A 16,127-nucleotide genomic window follows, 5' to 3' on the forward strand; every position below is an offset into this window, starting at 1 on the left:
GCGGTTAGCGCGCCTAAGGTCGCGACCCCGGAGCAAGCTGAGAATGAGGCATGGAAGTTCACAACGGTGACCAACGGCGAGGGACGGCCGGGAACTCGCAGCCCCGGCCGTCGATCAGCCAGTCCCACCAGGTCTCGACCATGTGGATCCGTCTCAGCTGATCAGACTCGTGCGTCTCGCTGCTGAACTTCCTTGAGGACTCCGGCCACCGTCGCGAAGTCATTGTCCACGTGGAGGACGGTGTGCCCATGGTGCACGGCTGTCGCACACACCAGCAGGTCGATCGCTCCAGCCGCCCGATGCTGGCCACGCTGGGTCAGTTTGTACTGGGCGGTGTCGACCCAACGCCAGGCATTCTTCGGAACCGGAGAGAGCAAGCAGAGCGCGTCCAGTTCCTCTGCCAGCTCGTCTCGGTGAGACGGGCTGGTCGCCGAGTAGAGGAATTCGGCACGTGTCGGCTCGCAGAGGTGGAACACCCCAGCGGCGATGTGCCCCTCCCAGGGGCGCAGCGCACCCGGGGTACGGAACAGGTGCCACAGAGCCGAGGTGTCCACCAGATACGAGATCACTCGAAGGCCTCGCGTCGCACACGCTTCTCGGCGTCATGCGCCGCTGCGGCCTGCTCGAACTCTCCACGCGAACCTCGCGCTGCCAGCTTCTCCGCGGCCTCCAGCCTCTTGATCCGCGCTACGTAGTCCCGAAGAGCCGCGTTCACGGTCTCCTTCTTCGTCGTCGCACCCATGAGCCGCATGGCCTCGGCCAGCGCCTCGTCATCGAGATCAATCTGCGTGACGGACACCGGACACCTCCAACATCCACAATGTATGCATCCACGATACATCGCCAACATTGGATGTGACCATCGATTGCAGACAGACCACTCAAAGGAGGTGTGCGGGACGTGGGGCGTTTTCATTTCAAGCGTTTCCCGGTCCAGGTCGGATCAACAGGGGGCCGTCTCAGTCGACGCGAATCACCCCGTGTATCTCATGTCCGACTTGACCGGAATCGGCGTCCCGAATCTGTCCTGCCGATCATGAAAGCGCGCCTCGAGACCCGCCGTCAGCGTCCCTCGACTCGCTGCCCGCCTGTAAGTTGCTGGTCAGATCGTTTCCTCGCGCGTAGCGAGTGGTGGGGCGGGTGGGACTCGAACCCACGGCCGACGGATTATGAGTCCTTTGAGGATCTTGGCGACCCTTGTCGATCAATACTTGTCCATGACGTTTCCGCAGGTCAGATGCATTGATCGGTGTCAGTCCTGTGTGATGCTTGTCGATGTGTTCCTGTCCTTGTGGCCCCTGTTTGGCCCCTGAGCTTCTTTGAGGGGGCGCTTACAACCGCAGCAGTCCGCCTCCGACCAGTTCCGCCAAAGGGATTGAACCTTCGCCCAACGGATTCCCCTACCAACGCGATGATGTTCCACCCCCGGGGGCGAGCATCATCCCTGACGGCAAGAGGCGGGCTTGTGCACCGGACTGTGCATGGACCTTGGGTCGCAACCTGTGGATCGGGTCAGCCGAGGACGTAGGTCTCATCACCGAAGTCAGCGACGATCTTCAACTTGCCGCCGAGCGCCTTGACGTAGGCAGCGAGGGTGTCGACCTCGCTGCGCTCCAGTTGACCCTTCTCGATGCGTGAGACACGGGCCTGGGTTACACCCATGGCTTCGGCAACCTGGACCTGCGTGGTGTGCTGCCGCTTCCGCAACTCGGCAAGGCGGTGCACACGGGAGGCCAGGACCATCGCCTGCGCCCCCCTCTGGATCTGATCCTTTTCGGCATCGGTGAAGGCGAAATCCTCGGCCAGGTCTCCCCAGGAGACGGCCTGTGGATCCTTGAGGTGATCAGTCATCGTGCCCCGTCCTCTCCATCGATTCGCTTCAGATGCTCCGCGTATGCCTGCTCCGCCTGGGGCACCGCGACGCGGTACCAGCCGGACCAGTTACCCGCCTTGTCACCGCCGACCAGGATCACGGCCTGACGGTCCGGGTCGAACACGAACAACAAGCGCACTTCCGTGGCCCCTGGCGAGCCGGGGCGAAGCTCCTTGAGGTTCGACAACGCCGAGCCCTTGATCGTGTCCACCAGAGGCCTACCCAGCGCGGGACCTTCTTCCTGAAGGGCAGCGACAGCCTGACTGACCTGAATCAGAGTGTCGCGGTCAGTACGGCGCAGGCCGTGAAGCCACGAAAGAGCTGGCTCGACCACGACAATCTTCCAAGTCATGCACGCGTCCCCCATCTACAATTTATTACACTGGCAGCATACACCACTGACGTCATAATGACGGATGTGGGACCGGGCCGGCCCGGTCAGGTTGGCCGACCCTCGGGTCTTGTATCAGGAGACGGCGCGGGTGCGATCGCCGTCGACACCCTCACACGGCCAGAGCCACGTTCTATGACGATGCTCTATGTGGCGACGGGAAGACGGAACGGGCAGTTCTCGAACAGGCTTCGGTTCGGCTGGCTCCAGACCACCCTGCCGTCGAGTTGCTGGAGCAAGCCCTCAGCGACCCAGGTCGCCTGGGGTTCGTGGCCTTGCCCTGCCAAACAGCGGACGAGTTCGACGTTCTCCCACTGCCCGGCGATGACGGCATCAACCATGCCGGACGCCGTGGGGAGGCCATAGACGGTGCAGAACAGTTCCAGGCGCCCACAGCGGTCGGGCGGTTCCGGGAAGCGCAGCCACCTCAGGCACTCGGCGTCGCTGCGGAAGGGGGCAACGTACTCGAGCGTGTAGGCCACATCGTGCAATCACGGAGCCGGGCGTGCGAATTCCCAGTCGCTGATCCTCGCGGGCCGGTGGCCCTGCCACACGACGTTCCACGGGCCGAAGTCTCCGTGGCAGATCGCCTCGCCTTCGACGGGCCCGCCACCCGTGCCGACGGCCCAGGCCTCTCCCTCCGGCGGACACATCGCCCGCCCGTCACCTCCGTGGTTCCCGACAACTCACAGCCCGTGCCGGTCGAGGATCGTCATCAACTTGCGCCGGCGCCTCAGTTCCGCCCGCAGGGCGACGACATACGCAGTGAACTCGTCCTCGGTGCCCAACGCCCGGTGACAGTCGCGGGCGCCCAGCAGCAACTGCGCCATGCGCTCGTAGACGCCATCCCCGGTCGGCTCCTTGAGCGGCTCGACCAGCCGCAGGTACACCGCGAGCGCCTCGGCCGGGCGCACCTCGCGCGAGAGGTCGGCGAGCCGCTGCCACTGCCGGTCGTCAGCGCGGCCGGCCGCCTCCCGCCAGGCGGCGTCCATGTCACCGTCGTCGAGCAGCGCGTCGATCAGTGTGGGCACGCCGTACGAACCGCCATGCTCCCGGCCGACGTCATCCCGCAGGGCCGCGAGTGCAGTCTTCCGCTCGGCCCCCCAACAGTCCGCAGCCCAGGCCGCGGCACGCAACTGCTGGTAAGTGGCGAGGGACCGCTCTGCCCGAAACCGGTCCCGGCGGACCGCGACCGTCTCGGCCGCACGACCCGCCCGCGTATAGCGGTCGCATACGTAGTCGACCAGGCGGCCGTCGACATGGGCCTCGGTGGCGGTGTCCCGCAGCCCGCGCTCGGCCCACGCCAGCGCCTCGTCCGCGCGGCCCGCCGCATCAAGCTCCTCGGCGATGCGCAGATGCGTGGCACCGGACGGGACCAAGTCCTTCGCGTACAGGGCGACCAGCGCGTCCGCGTCGCCCTCCGCCTTGACCAGACGCTCCATCAGATACCGCTCCGCCCAGCCGCGCGGGCTGCGCCGCCGTGCCTCGGCCGCCAACTGTCGCATACGGGCCAGTCCGGTAGGCCCCAGGATGTCGGCGTAATCGAGCGGATCGAGGTCCGTCGCGTCGTTCCCGTCGCCGAGCACGTGCCCGACCAGCCACTCGGCCAGCCGCTCCGGATCCGGTCGCCCGACATCGCACGCCTCCAGATGGGCCTCGCCACCGCGGCGACCGCCTGCCCGACCACGCCGTCGGAGTCGTCGATCTCCCCGTACGCCTCCCCCAGCGCCCGGATCGCCTCCTCGGCCAGGCCGACCGCCTGGCCCCCCAGACCTCCGGAAGCCAGGGCGCGCAGCGCGTCCGCCGCCTCCGCGACCTGCCGGGCGTACCCGGGAGCGTCCGCGTACTCGACGTACCCGTACCGGGCGAAGGGCCGCGGATCGATCAGCGCCAGGATCCGGTCCCGGACCGCGCCCGTGTCGGAGCGCGCAGCAGCGGCCTGCAGCTCCAGACGCCGACGCAGCTCTCGGTCTTCGCCGATCTGTTCCCGTACCAGTGTGAGCAGTTCGTCACGGGACAGGGCTGTGAGCCACGTCCCCAGGCCTGAGGCCCGTGCCCGGGCAGCGGCCCGCTGTCGCGGGATCGACTCCGCCTGTCCCAGCACGGTCAGCCCCACCGCCACGCAGTGCTTGCAGAAGTTCCCCTCCTGCCCGTACGGGCAGTCGCACCACCCGGAGACGCTGGCACCCCCGCCCAGGGTGAGCTCCACGTCGTAAGCATCCGTCCCGTGCACGGCCGCGGCGACCGAGCCGTCCCCCACCTCCACACCGCTCACCGCGTCCAGATACCCCAGCCCTCGCTCGAAGGACCGAGCCCCCGCCAGTGCCCGTAGGTCGTCCTCGCCGAATCCCACGACTTTCCGTGCCACACCAGTATTCAACCGCTCGCCCGGGGGCGGCGGGCACGATGTGTCATCTCCGTCCAGAGCCTCCGCCGAGGGCAGTGCCGCGAGCCCGGTGCCGACGCACACAAGGACATGTCCCCAACGGTCGAACACCGAGGAGCCTTCGCACTGGCGGACAGACTCCCCCGTCCCGCTCGACCCTGTTTCCCAGCCCCCGCTCATATCACCGAACTTCCGGCACTCCGGCTTGACTTGGCCGCGCCCCGCTCGATGCAATGCTCTGTTACACACATCACATGCCACGTGGGGGAGATACACCGTGGCTCTCGACAGCCCCAAGTTGCAGAAGGTGCTTGACGACGTCGCGTCCGGAACCCTGCAGCTTCCGGACTTCCAGCGCGACTGGAAATGGGACGACCAGAGGATCCGGGAACTGATCGCGACGGTGACCCTCGACTATCCACTCGGCGTGGTGATGACGCTGGAAACCGGCGGTCAGTCACCGTTCCGGGCGCGCACCCTCACCGGCGCCGAGGGCGCGCAGGCGGCCACTCCAGATCTGCTCCTGCTCGACGGCCAGCAACGGCTCACCTCCCTCTTCCAGGCCCTGCGCCTGAACCGTCCGGTCAAAACGGTGGACGCGCGGAACAGGGAACTCAGACGCTGGTACTACGTCGACATCGCCAAGGCGATCGGCGCCGCCGCCGACCGTGACACCGCGATCGTGTCCGTTCCGGAAGACAAGGTGCTGCGGTCGGATTTCGCCCGCAAGGTGGAACTCGATCTGAGCAGCACCGAGTTGGAGGGTCGAGCCGCCCACTTCCCGTTGCACCTGGTCTTCGACGTGGCTCAGGTGAACGCCTGGCAGCGGGCCTTCGTCCAGGTGGACGACGCCAACTGGGACCTCTGGTCGCAGTTCGAGCAGCATGTGCTGAACAACGTACAGGCGTTCCAGATCCCGATGATCAAACTCTCCGCGTCCACCACCAAGGACGCCGTGTGCTCCGTGTTCGAGCGCGTGAACACCGGCGGCGTCCCGTTGAACGTCTTCGAACTGCTGACCGCCACGTACGCCGGCGATCGCGAGTACGAACAAGACCACGGGGACTACTACCGGCTACCTGACGCGTGGCAGGACATCAAGAAGAACCTGGCCACCTCCTACCCGGTGTTCGGGCGGCTGGACAACGGCATCGAGGACGGGCTGAGCAGCAGCGATTTCCTGCAGGCGATCGCGTTGGTGTTCACCTGGGAGCGCAAGCAGGACGGCCGGGGGGCCGCCGTCTCCTGCAAGCGCCGGGACCTCCTCGACCTGCCGCTGACCGATTTCATCCGGCTCGCGCCCCGCGTGGCCGAGGCGTTCGCCTGGGTGGGCGAGTTCCTGCTCCAGCAGTGCATTGTGAAGTCCGCCGACCTGCCGTATCGCACCCAGCTGGTGCCGCTGGCAGCCGTGCGAAGCATCCTCGGGGACAAGACCGACTCGCCCGAGCACCACGAACTGATCACCCGCTGGTACTGGTGCGGTGTGCTCGGCGAGATGTACGGCGGGTCGACGGAGAGCCGGTTCACCCGCGACGTCGAACAACTCATCGTCTGGGCAGGAGAGGGGCCGAACTCCGCAGCGGTCCCCGACACCGTCGCCGAGGCGGTCTTCGTGACCGACCGACTGGACACCCTCACCACCCGCAACAGCGCCGCCTACAAGGGCGTCTACGCGCTGCTGGTCAACCAGGGCGCGGTGGACTGGTATTACCACAAGGAGCCGCTGAACCCGGGCCTACTCCTGGAGCACTACGTGGACATCCGGCAGATCTTCACCAAGGGCTGGTTCACCCGGCAGCGCCCGGGCGATCCCCGGGCCAACTCGATCGTCAACAAGACCCCTTTGTCCTACAGCGCCAGCCGCTCCATGGCCGGATCGCCCGCGTCGTACATCAGGTCACTGGCAGCCGAGTCGGGCATCCGTCCGGAGTGGTTCGACGACGTCATCGCCACTCACCTCGTCGATCCGTCGACGTTGCGCGACGACGACTTCGAGGCCTTCTACGCCGACCGTTCCCGCCAGCTGCTGGATCTGGTGCACACGTCCATGGGCAAGCGCACCGTCTCCCGCGACGAAAGCGACCGGTGACCACGACCATGGCCAACCCCAGCCGCCGTCCCCGGACCGGCTGCTCGCGCTGAAGGGCACCACGGTGCTGCTGCCCGACCTGCTCGCCGTGTTCGGGGTGCGGCGTCGCGACTACCAGACCGTTCCCGTGATCGCGGCGGCACTGAAAGACGCGGGCCTGGCCACCGTGCCGTCCTTCACCCTCTGCGGTCTGAAGGCGGCTCTGCTCGTCGTCGCCGAGGAGACGGTCGAGACCCCGGCAGCGGCCGACGGCACCGACGAGGAGGACCTGCTCCCGGGTACCCTCCCCCAGCACTCCTTCAAGATCGGCGACATCCCGTCCGCCCGCGACGGGCTCGCGTCCGTGCCCTCCAGCGCCTCGCTCACCCAGGCCACCCACATCATGCGGACCAAGGGCTACTCCCAGCTCCCGGTCATCGACGGCATGTCCGACCTATGTGGCGTCGTCACCTGGAGCTCGGTGGCGGCACGATACGAGACGGGCATGACTCCGACCCTGGCCAACGCCCTGGTGAAGGACTCCCTGCCCGTCGCCGAAGTGCACCAGGAACTCTTCACCCACCTGCCCGCGGTGACCGAACACGGCTACCTCCTGGTACGGAGCAACAGCGGCCGTTTCACCGGCATCGTGACCGCGGCCGACATCACCGCACGGTTCGAGGACACCGCTCTTCCGTTCTTCCTCGTCGGTGAGATCGAGTTCCGGCTGCGCAAGTGCCTGGGCAGCCGGCTCGACCCGGACGTCATCCGCCAGGTCCAGAACGGCAGACGGCCGGAGACGCAGTCGGGCGACATCGCGGACCTGATGTTCGGGCAGTACGTCACCCTCCTGAAGGAGGACCCGGACAGCCCGGCGCTACGTGCGCGAGCGGATGCCAACTGGCAGGCTCTCGGCTGGGTCGGGGTGGACCGTACCCAGTTCGTGCACGACCTGGACCGGGTCCGGATGATCCGTAACAAGATCGCGCACTTCGACAACGAACCGCTCGGTCCCAGGTTGCTGTCCGACTTGCGGGAGTTCTTGGGGCTGCTCAAGCAGATCGGCTGACGGTCCACCGGATGACGCTGATCCACGCAAGGTGACGCTGCACGGTCAAGGACGGGACCGGTTCGCGAGGGCACGACTGGCGGCCATGCCTCCAGGCCGCATTCGAGCCGGCCGCCTGGGGCTTTGCAGTCAGCCGAACAGTGACAGTCGCAGGACTCAAGGCGAGAGCGATGGCCCGCGCCCGTCGCCGACGCTGTGGGGCGGCTGGCCACTGCTGTGGCCTGGATGGTGGCAGCCGAAAGCCGCCGGCGCACAGTTTCGACGAGGTACTCGACTGCCGCGCTGGGGACAGCAGTCCATGCCGCGTAGCCAGCAATTGAGACAACGAATCGCCCCGTAGACGCCCTCGGTCTGGACACAGTCACGCCGTCCCGGCCCCTGCGTGGCCCCTGGGTCCTGGCATCGGCCCTCAGGGCAGCCGCCAGGACCGCGAGCGACAACCTCGATCACCTGCTCCACCGCAGGTCAGATGGGTTACAGCTCCCCCGACCACCGCCCGACTCCAAACCCACGAGCAGCGGATCCAATCCGTTCAAGCAAAGTTGACGATCCAACGGCCCAAAATGAACGTTTCCGCAGGTCAGAAGCCTGCACAGGTGGGGCGGGTGGGACTCGAACCCACGGCCGACGGATTATGAGTCCGCTGCTCTAACCGGCTGAGCTACCGCCCCATAGCGGCGTGTCGCGTACAAGTGTGCGCGCCGTCTGCCGCAGCATAGCCGCTCATACGATCTCCTGCTTCGGATGGTCGGCTTCTGCGGACGTTCATGACCATGAGGACATCGGCGCAGGCCCAGCGGTTCCCGCGGACCCGGAACGGACATGAAAAAGGACCCCGTCAGGGGTCCTCGTTCAGCATGCTCCCCCGACTGGACTCGAACCAGTAACCTGCCGGTTAACAGCCGGCTGCTCTGCCAATTGAGCTACGGAGGACCGAGCTCCCCCGACTGGACTCGAACCAGTAACCTGCCGGTTAACAGCCGGCTGCTCTGCCAATTGAGCTACGGAGGAATGCCTCGTTGCATCGAACGTACCTACCTGGGTATTCGCCAGGGGGCGCCCGCTCGCTGCGACACATACATTAGCGCAAGCAGGGGGGTGCTCCGCCAATCGGTACTCCCCGACAAGACTCCCGCCGAGGGAAGGGTGGCCGCCATGCGCTACAAGCTCACGTTCGTCGCCGGGCTCGCTCTGGGTTACGTGCTGGGTACCAGGGCCGGACGCGAGCGATACGAGCAGCTGAAGAAGTCCGCCCGCCAGGTCGCCCAGAACCCGGCGGTCCGCAACACCGCGGAGACGGCCGCCCAGCAGGGCCGTGTCTACGCGGGCAAGGCCTTCCACACGGTCAGCGAGAAGGTGGGCGACCGCATGCCCGACTCGGTGACCGCCCGGGTCCGCTCCCTGCGCGAGCGCAACACCAACGGCGCAGCGGCGGACGACTGGGGCAGGGGCAGCAGCGACACGTAGCGCTCGCGTTTCGACGTGGCCGCCCGCGAACCCCGGGGGCGCGGGGCTGTAGCGAATTGCGGCCTCCGCCGCATGACGCGACCAGCCCCGACGCCCCCGCGCCACAAGACCACGCGAACCCCAACCGCGCCCTCGGCCAAACCACAGCGGCGCGTGCGGCAGAATTTCGGGCATGGGGATAGTCGCCGGGTTGGACAGCTCACCGGATTTCACTCGCATCGTGGTCTGCGACACGGACACGGGTGCGGTGCTCCGCCAGGGGTACGCACCGCACCCGGTCGACACGCCGGACGGCGCGGCGCGCCCCAGCGACGTCGACCCGCAGGCCTGGCTGCTCTCGCTCGGTGAGGCCGCCGGCGGCGGGCTCCTGGAGGGCGTGCAGGCCATCGGCGTCTCCGCGCAGCAGAACGCGCTGATCCCGCTGGACGCCCAGGGCAACACCGTGCGTCCGGCGATCGTCGGCGGCGACAGGCGCGCCCAGGTCGCGGCGGCCGATCTGATCGACGCGCTCGGCGGGCGAGAGGCCTGGGCGCAGGCGGTGGGGTCCGTGCCGCAGGCCGCGCAGCCCGTGACCAAGCTGCGCTGGCTGGCGAAGGCCGAGCCGGAGAACGCCCGGCGGACCGCCGTACTGCTGCAGGCCCATGACTGGCTGGTGTGGCAGTTGCTCGGGCGGCCGGCCAGAAGGACCACCGATCGTGGGGGCGCCTCCGGGACCGGCTACTGGTCGGCCGCCACCGGCGGCTACCGGCCCGACCTCGTCGAACTCGCCCTGGGCCACCAGGTCATGCTCCCCGAGGTGATCGGACCGTCCGACGCGGCCGGTACGACCCCGGAGGGGCTGCTGATCTCCGCGGGGACCGGCGAGACCATGGCCGCCGCCTTCGGGCTGGGGCTGGGCTTCGGCGACGCCGTGGTGTCCCTGGGCGCGTCCGGGTCCGTGATGGCCGTGCATCCGGAGGCGCTCGCCGACACCTCCGGGATGATCACCTCGCTCGCCGACGCCACGGGGATGCATCTGCCGGTCGTGACCACCCTGAACGCCGTACGGACCCTGCGCGGGACCGCCGAACTGCTCGGGCTTTCGGATCTGGAGAGCCTCTCCGACCTGGCGATGAAGTCGACGCCCGGCTCGCACGGGCTGGTCATGCTGCCCTATCTGGAGGGTGAGCGGACGCCGAACCTGCCGCACACCGCCGGGACGCTGGCCGGGCTGCGCCGGGAGTCCATGAAGGCCGAGCATCTCGCGCGGGCCGCCTTCGAGGGCATGCTGTGCGGGCTCGCCGACGCGCTGGACGTGCTGCGCGGCCGGGGCGTGGAGGTACGGCGGATCTTCCTGCTGGGGCAGGCCGCCGAGCTGCCGGCCGTACAGGCGGCGGCGCCGATGCTGTTCGGCGCGCAGGTCGTCGTACCGCAGCCGGCGGACTACGCGGCGATCGGCGCGGCCCGGCAGGCGGCCTGGGCGCTCGGGGTCTCGCAGGGGACCGTGGATCCGCGCACCCCGCCCGTCTGGCAGGGTGCGGCGGCGCAGGTGCTGGAGCCCGGGGAGGAACTGGCCGTCGGGCAGGCGGTGCGGCAGCAGTTCATGTCGGTGCGCGAACAGACCCATCCGGGGGCGTTTAGGGCGTAATCGTGCACCCCCGGTGCCGTAAGACTTCCGCTGTCGGGTTAATCGGTTGAGGTAACGCGGGCGGAGTGTCGGACGATAGGGGCCTAGGGCAAGCGACACCGCCCGATCGGGCAAGCGAACCCGCCCCCACCGCCGACTCCGAGAGACGTAGCGTGCTCATACGACTTCTGCGGACCTATCTCAGGCCCTACAGGAAACCCATCTCGATCCTGGTGCTGCTGCAGCTGCTGCAGACCTGCGCCACTCTCTATCTGCCCACGCTCAACGCACACATCATCGACAACGGCGTCGTGAAGGGTGACACGGATTACATCCTGTCCTTCGGCGCCCTGATGATCGGCATCTCCCTGGCCCAGGTGGTGTGCAACATCGGTGCCGTCTACTACGGCGCCAGGACCGCGTCGGCACTCGGCCGGGATGTGCGGGCCGCCGTCTTCGACCGGGTGCAGTCCTTCTCCTCACGTGAGGTGGGTCATTTCGGAGCGCCCTCCCTCATCACCCGTACGACCAACGACGTACAGCAGGTCCAGATGCTGGTCCTGATGACGTTCACGCTGATGGTGTCGGCGCCCATCATGTGTGTCGGGGGCATCGTGCTCGCCCTCGGCCTGGACGTTCCGCTGTCCGGGGTGCTGGTCGCCGTCGTCCCGGTGCTGGCCGTCTCCGTGGCTCTGATCGTGCGCCGGCTGCGTCCGCTGTTCCGGGCCATGCAGGTGCGGCTGGACACCGTGAACCGGGTGCTGCGCGAGCAGATCACCGGCAACCGGGTGATCCGCGCGTTCGTCCGCGACGAGTACGAGCAGGGCCGGTTCGGCAGATCCAACCGCGATCTGACCGAGATGCAGCTGGCCACCGGCAACATGCTCGCGCTGATGTTCCCCATCGTCATGACGACGGTGAACGTCTCGTCGATCGCGGTGGTGTGGTTCGGCGCCCACCGCATCGACAGCGGTGACATGGCGATCGGCGATCTGACCGCGTTCCTCGCCTATCTGATGCAGATCGTGATGTCCGTGATGATGGCCACCTTCATGTTCATGATGGTGCCGCGCGCGGAGGTCTGCGCCGAGCGCATCGAGGAGGTCCTGGACACCGAGTCCAGCGTCGTGCCGCCGAGCGCGCCGGTCGTCGAGCTGCGCCGGCACGGGCATCTGGAGATCCGGGGCGCGGGCTTCCGCTATCCGGGTGCCGAGGAGCCGGTGCTCAAGGCCGTCGACCTGGTGGCCCGGCCCGGCGAGGTGACCGCCGTGATCGGCTCCACCGGCAGCGGCAAGTCCACCCTGCTCGGCCTGGTGCCACGCCTCTTCGACGCCACGGACGGTCAGGTCCTCGTGGACGGCGAGGAGGTCTCCGGGCTCGACCCGAAGCTGCTCGCCAAGACGGTGGGCCTGGTGCCGCAGAAGCCGTACCTGTTCGCGGGGACGGTCGCGACCAACCTGCGGTACGGCAACCCGGACGCCACCGACGAGGAGTTGTGGCACGCGCTGGAGGTGGCGCAGGCCAAGGGCTTCGTGGAGAAGCTGGAGGGCGGGCTCAACGCGCCCATCGCCCAGGGCGGTACCAACGTCTCGGGCGGCCAGCGCCAGCGTCTCGCCATCGCCCGCACGCTCGTGCAGCGCCCGGAGATCTACCTCTTCGACGACTCCTTCTCGGCCCTCGACTACGCGACCGACGCGGCCCTGCGCGCCGCGCTCGCCCAGGAGACGGCCGAGGCGACCGTCGTCATCGTCGCCCAGCGGGTGGCGACCATCAGGGAGGCCGACCGGATCGTCGTCCTCGACGAGGGACGGGTCGTCGGCACCGGCCGGCATCACGAACTCATGGCCGGCAATGAGACCTACCGGGAGATCGTGCTCTCCCAGCTGACGGAAGCGGAGGCCGCCTGATGGCCGGGCCCATGGGACGCATGATGGCCGGGGGCGGCCCCGACCAGCGCTCGATGGACTTCAAGAACTCGGGCAAACGGCTTCTCGCCCGGTTCAAACCCGAACAGTTCACCCTCTATGTGCTGCTGTTCTGCGTCGTCGCGAGCGTCACCCTCAACGTGATCGGCCCCAAGATCCTCGGCCGCGCCACCGACCTGGTCTTCGCCGGTGTCATCGGCAAGCAGATGCCGGCCGGGGCCACCAAGGACCAGGTGCTCCAGTCCATGCACGAGCGGGGCCAGGACACCGTCGCCGACATGCTCAGGAGCACCGACTTCACCCCGGGCAAGGGCATCGACTTCGGCCAGGTCGGCGACGTCCTGCTGTTCGCGCTCTGCACCTACGTCGCCGCCGGCCTGCTGATGGCGGTGGCCACCCGGCTGGTCAACCGGTCCGTCAACCGCACGATGTACCGGCTGCGCGAGGACGTCCAGGGGAAGCTGTCCCGGCTCCCGCTGTCGTACTTCGACAAGCGGCAGCGCGGCGAGGTGCTCTCCCGGGCGACCAACGACATCGACAACATCGGCCAGACGCTCCAGCAGTCGATGGGCCAGCTCATCAACTCGCTGCTCACCATCATCGGTGTGCTCGCGGTGATGTTCTGGGTGTCCTGGCTGCTGGCGCTGGTGGCCCTGGCGACCGTGCCGCTGTCGTTCGTCGTCGCCACCCGGATCGGCAAGCGCTCGCAGCCGCACTTCGTGCAGCAGTGGCGCACCACCGGCAAGCTGAACGCCCACGTCGAGGAGATGTACACCGGGCACACCCTGGTGAAGGTCTTCGGCCGGCAGGACGAGTCGGCGCAGCAGTTCGCCGAGCAGAACGACGCGCTGTACGAGGCCGGGTTCCGGGCGCAGTTCAACAGCGGTGTGATGCAGCCGCTGATGATGTTCGTGTCGAACCTGAACTATGTGCTGGTGGCGGTCGTCGGCGGGCTGCGGGTGGCCTCGGGTGCGCTGTCGATCGGTGACGTGCAGGCGTTCATCCAGTACTCCCGGCAGTTCTCGATGCCGCTGACCCAGGTCGCCTCGATGGCCAACCTGGTGCAGTCGGGTGTCGCGTCGGCCGAGCGGATCTTCGAACTCCTCGACGCGGAGGAGCAGGAGGCCGACCCGGTGCCGGGCGAGCGTCCGGCGGAGCTGCGCGGTCGGGTGGCGCTGGAGCACGTCTCGTTCCGGTACGACCCGGAGAAGCCGCTCATCGAGGACCTCTCGCTGACGGTGGAACCGGGCCACACGGTGGCGATCGTCGGCCCGACCGGCGCCGGCAAGACCACCCTGGTGAACCTGCTGATGCGGTTCTACGACGTCTCAGGCGGCCGGATCACCCTCGACGGCGTCGACATCACCCGGATGTCCCGTGACGAACTGCGGGCAGGGATCGGCATGGTGCTCCAGGACACCTGGCTGTTCGGCGGCACCATCGCGGAGAACATCGCGTACGGCGCCTCGCGCGAGGTCACCCGGGGCGAGATCGAGGAGGCGGCGCGGGCGGCCCACGCCGACCGGTTCGTCCGTACCCTCCCCGAGGGTTACGACACGGTGATCGACGACGAGGGCACGGGTGTCAGCGCGGGTGAGAAGCAGCTCATCACCATCGCGCGGGCGTTCCTGTCCGACCCGACGATCCTGGTCCTCGACGAGGCGACGTCCTCGGTCGACACCCGCACCGAGGTCCTGATCCAGAAGGCGATGGCCAAGCTGGCCCACGGGCGCACGTCGTTCGTCATCGCCCACCGGCTGTCGACGATCCGTGACGCCGACACCATCCTGGTGATGGAGAACGGCTCGATCGTCGAGCAGGGCGCGCACACCGAGCTGCTGGCGGCGGACGGGGCGTACGCGCGGCTGTACAAGGCGCAGTTCGCGCAGGCGGTGGCCGAGGTGGACTGACGGGAGGGGGCCGCCGGCGGGCGGCCCCCTTTCAGTCCAGGTAGCCCCGCAGTTGGTCGGCGAAGGCGTGGTCCCGCAGTTTGTTCAGGGTCTTGGACTCGATCTGGCGGATCCGTTCCCGCGTGACGCCGAAGATCCGGCCTATCTCCTCCAGCGTGCGCGGACGCCCGTCGGCGAGCCCGTACCGCAGTTGTACGACCTTCCGCTCCCGCTCCCCCAGCGTCGACAGCACCGCCTCCAGGTGCTCCCGCAGGAGCAGGAACGCGGCCGACTCCACGGGGCTGGCCGCGTCGCCGTCCTCGATGAGGTCGCCGAGGGCCACGTCGTCCTCCTCACCGACCGGGGCGTGGAGGGAGACCGGTTCCTGGGCGAGGCGGAGCACCTCGCCGACCCGCTCCGGCGCGAGGTCGAGGTGGGCGGCGACCTCCTCGGGCGTCGGCTCGTAGCCCCGCTCCTGGAGCATCCGGCGCTGGACGCGCACCACCCGGTTGATGAGCTCCACGACATGCACCGGGACGCGGATGGTGCGGGCCTGGTCGGCCAGGGCGCGGGACATGGCCTGGCGGATCCACCAGGTCGCGTACGTCGAGAACTTGTAGCCGCGGGCGTAGTCGAACTTCTCGACGGCGCGGATCAGGCCCAGGTTTCCCTCCTGGACCAGGTCGAGCATGGTCAGGCCGCGGCCGACGTACCGCTTGGCCACCGACACGACGAGCCGCAGGTTGGCCTCGATGAGGCGGCGCTTGGCCATGCGGCCCATGACGACCAGCCGGTCGAGGTCGAGGGCCAGCTCGCTGTCGAGGTCCGGGGCGCTGCCCAGCTTCTCCTCGGCGAACAGACCGGCCTCGACGCGACGGGCGAGTTCGACCTCCTCGGCGGCGGTGAGCAGCGGGATACGGCCGATCTCGCGCAGGTACTGCCGGAACAGGTCGGAGGAGGGACTGCCGGTGTCGGCACGGGCGACGGTGGCCGGCTCGGGCTCCGGCTCCGGCTCGGTCTCCGGGGCGTCGGCCGCGAGTTCCTCCACGGCCGGGCCCTCGGACTCCGCCGGCTGCTCCGCCTCCGTCTCGGGGTGGAGCGCGACCCGGCTCTGCGGCGGTACGCCGGCATGGACGTCGGCGTCGGCTTCCGGCTCGTCCGTGAGCGTGCTGTCGGTCTGGGTCAGGGTCTGGGTCTGCACGGGGGCGACCTCCAGGATGATCGCTGCCAGGGGGTACGGCAGCGGTACTTCGGGAGCGGAGACGACGGCCTCGCCGCTGTCCGTCCCGTACGCGATGAGTGGAACGGCGGGGGTGTGGGACCCGTCCGGGACGGGCCGGCCGCGCTCCGAGGACTCAGGCACCGCACCCCAGTGTGGGGTAAGACACATCGCCGCCACGAGGGGCGTGCGGTGACTTTTTGCGTCCGGTCCGTGACCGCGTGGTTATCCTGT

The 16,127-nt window shown here is 68.3% G+C and carries 14 protein-coding genes and 3 tRNA genes; 6 read left to right on the forward strand and 11 right to left on the reverse strand.

Annotated elements, in window-relative coordinates; all coding sequences use genetic code 11:
• Positions 1-161: 161 nt before the first annotated feature.
• From ABTY98_RS01210 to ABTY98_RS01240, 7 genes are all read right to left on the reverse strand, one after another.
• Positions 162-569, reverse strand: a complete 408-nt coding sequence (locus ABTY98_RS01210; protein WP_352218762.1) for a PIN domain nuclease — start codon at positions 567-569, stop codon at positions 162-164.
• Complete coding sequence (locus ABTY98_RS01215; RefSeq protein ID WP_352218763.1) at positions 566-799, reverse strand: type II toxin-antitoxin system VapB family antitoxin; 234 nt, start codon at positions 797-799, stop codon at positions 566-568. The genes ABTY98_RS01210 and ABTY98_RS01215 overlap by 4 nt, the downstream gene beginning before the upstream one ends.
• A gap of 713 nt (positions 800-1,512) precedes the next feature.
• Positions 1,513-1,851, reverse strand: coding sequence for a helix-turn-helix domain-containing protein (locus ABTY98_RS01220; RefSeq protein WP_352218764.1), 339 nt, complete (start codon positions 1,849-1,851; stop codon positions 1,513-1,515).
• Entirely contained in the window at positions 1,848-2,225 is a 378-nt protein-coding gene (locus tag ABTY98_RS01225) for a type II toxin-antitoxin system RelE/ParE family toxin (RefSeq protein ID WP_352218765.1), read from the reverse strand. The genes ABTY98_RS01220 and ABTY98_RS01225 overlap by 4 nt, the downstream gene beginning before the upstream one ends.
• Before the next feature lie 185 nt (positions 2,226-2,410).
• Entirely contained in the window at positions 2,411-2,746 is a 336-nt protein-coding gene (locus tag ABTY98_RS01230) for a hypothetical protein (RefSeq protein ID WP_352218766.1), read from the reverse strand.
• A gap of 204 nt (positions 2,747-2,950) precedes the next feature.
• Positions 2,951-3,769: a hypothetical protein gene (locus ABTY98_RS01235; RefSeq protein ID WP_352218767.1), complete on the reverse strand. Its 819-nt coding sequence runs from the start codon at positions 3,767-3,769 to the stop codon at positions 2,951-2,953.
• Positions 3,706-4,632, reverse strand: coding sequence for an SWIM zinc finger family protein (locus tag ABTY98_RS01240; RefSeq protein WP_352218768.1), 927 nt, complete (start codon positions 4,630-4,632; stop codon positions 3,706-3,708). Before ABTY98_RS01240 ends, ABTY98_RS01235 begins: the two co-directional genes overlap by 64 nt.
• A gap of 295 nt (positions 4,633-4,927) precedes the next feature.
• Between ABTY98_RS01240 and ABTY98_RS01245 the strand changes: the two genes are divergently transcribed.
• Complete coding sequence (locus tag ABTY98_RS01245; protein ID WP_352218769.1) at positions 4,928-6,739, forward strand: GmrSD restriction endonuclease domain-containing protein; 1,812 nt, start codon at positions 4,928-4,930, stop codon at positions 6,737-6,739.
• Between the two features lie 64 nt (positions 6,740-6,803).
• Positions 6,804-7,787 carry a CBS domain-containing protein gene (locus ABTY98_RS01250; protein WP_352218770.1) on the forward strand — a complete coding sequence of 328 codons (984 nt, stop codon included), beginning with the start codon at positions 6,804-6,806 and terminating at the stop codon, positions 7,785-7,787.
• 597 nt (positions 7,788-8,384) lie between these two features.
• On the opposite strand, the gene ABTY98_RS01255 is transcribed toward ABTY98_RS01250, so the two are convergent.
• The 3 genes from ABTY98_RS01255 to ABTY98_RS01265 all read right to left on the reverse strand — a co-directional run bounded on the left by ABTY98_RS01255 (position 8,385) and on the right by ABTY98_RS01265 (position 8,798).
• Positions 8,385-8,458, reverse strand: a tRNA-Ile gene (locus ABTY98_RS01255).
• Between the two features lie 189 nt (positions 8,459-8,647).
• A tRNA-Asn gene (locus ABTY98_RS01260) sits at positions 8,648-8,720 on the reverse strand.
• A gap of 5 nt (positions 8,721-8,725) precedes the next feature.
• Positions 8,726-8,798, reverse strand: a tRNA-Asn gene (locus ABTY98_RS01265).
• 144 nt (positions 8,799-8,942) lie between these two features.
• On the opposite strand from ABTY98_RS01265, the gene ABTY98_RS01270 reads away from it, so the two are divergent.
• The 4 genes from ABTY98_RS01270 (at position 8,943) to ABTY98_RS01285 (ending at position 14,695) form a co-directional block, all read left to right on the forward strand.
• Complete coding sequence (locus tag ABTY98_RS01270) at positions 8,943-9,254, forward strand: YtxH domain-containing protein (RefSeq protein ID WP_352218771.1); 312 nt, start codon at positions 8,943-8,945, stop codon at positions 9,252-9,254.
• A gap of 172 nt (positions 9,255-9,426) precedes the next feature.
• Complete coding sequence (locus ABTY98_RS01275; protein ID WP_352218772.1) at positions 9,427-10,881, forward strand: FGGY family carbohydrate kinase; 1,455 nt, start codon at positions 9,427-9,429, stop codon at positions 10,879-10,881.
• A 152-nt stretch (positions 10,882-11,033) separates the two neighbouring features.
• Complete coding sequence (locus ABTY98_RS01280; protein ID WP_352218773.1) at positions 11,034-12,767, forward strand: ABC transporter ATP-binding protein; 1,734 nt, start codon at positions 11,034-11,036, stop codon at positions 12,765-12,767.
• Complete coding sequence (locus ABTY98_RS01285) at positions 12,767-14,695, forward strand: ABC transporter ATP-binding protein (protein WP_352218774.1); 1,929 nt, start codon at positions 12,767-12,769, stop codon at positions 14,693-14,695. The genes ABTY98_RS01280 and ABTY98_RS01285 overlap by 1 nt, the downstream gene beginning before the upstream one ends.
• Before the next feature lie 31 nt (positions 14,696-14,726).
• Here ABTY98_RS01285 and ABTY98_RS01290 read toward each other — a convergent pair whose 3' ends face one another.
• Entirely contained in the window at positions 14,727-16,037 is a 1,311-nt protein-coding gene (locus ABTY98_RS01290) for an RNA polymerase sigma factor (protein ID WP_352218775.1), read from the reverse strand.
• Positions 16,038-16,127 lie beyond the last annotated feature (90 nt).

It is taken from the genome of Streptomyces sp. NPDC096040 (genome assembly GCF_040303265.1).
In the GTDB taxonomy this organism is placed as follows: Bacteria; Actinomycetota; Actinomycetes; order Streptomycetales; family Streptomycetaceae; genus Streptomyces.

Coding starts and splice junctions, on each gene's coding strand:
- ABTY98_RS01220 (WP_352218764.1), bottom strand. CDS start 1,851: ATGACTGATCACCTCAAGGATCCACAGGCCGTCTCCTGGGGAGACCTG.
- ABTY98_RS01225 (WP_352218765.1), bottom strand. CDS start 2,225: ATGACTTGGAAGATTGTCGTGGTCGAGCCAGCTCTTTCGTGGCTTCAC.
- ABTY98_RS01235 (WP_352218767.1), bottom strand. CDS start 3,769: ATGCGACAGTTGGCGGCCGAGGCACGGCGGCGCAGCCCGCGCGGCTGG.
- ABTY98_RS01270 (WP_352218771.1), top strand. CDS start 8,943: ATGCGCTACAAGCTCACGTTCGTCGCCGGGCTCGCTCTGGGTTACGTG.
- ABTY98_RS01275 (WP_352218772.1), top strand. CDS start 9,427: ATGGGGATAGTCGCCGGGTTGGACAGCTCACCGGATTTCACTCGCATC.
- ABTY98_RS01285 (WP_352218774.1), top strand. CDS start 12,767: ATGGCCGGGCCCATGGGACGCATGATGGCCGGGGGCGGCCCCGACCAG.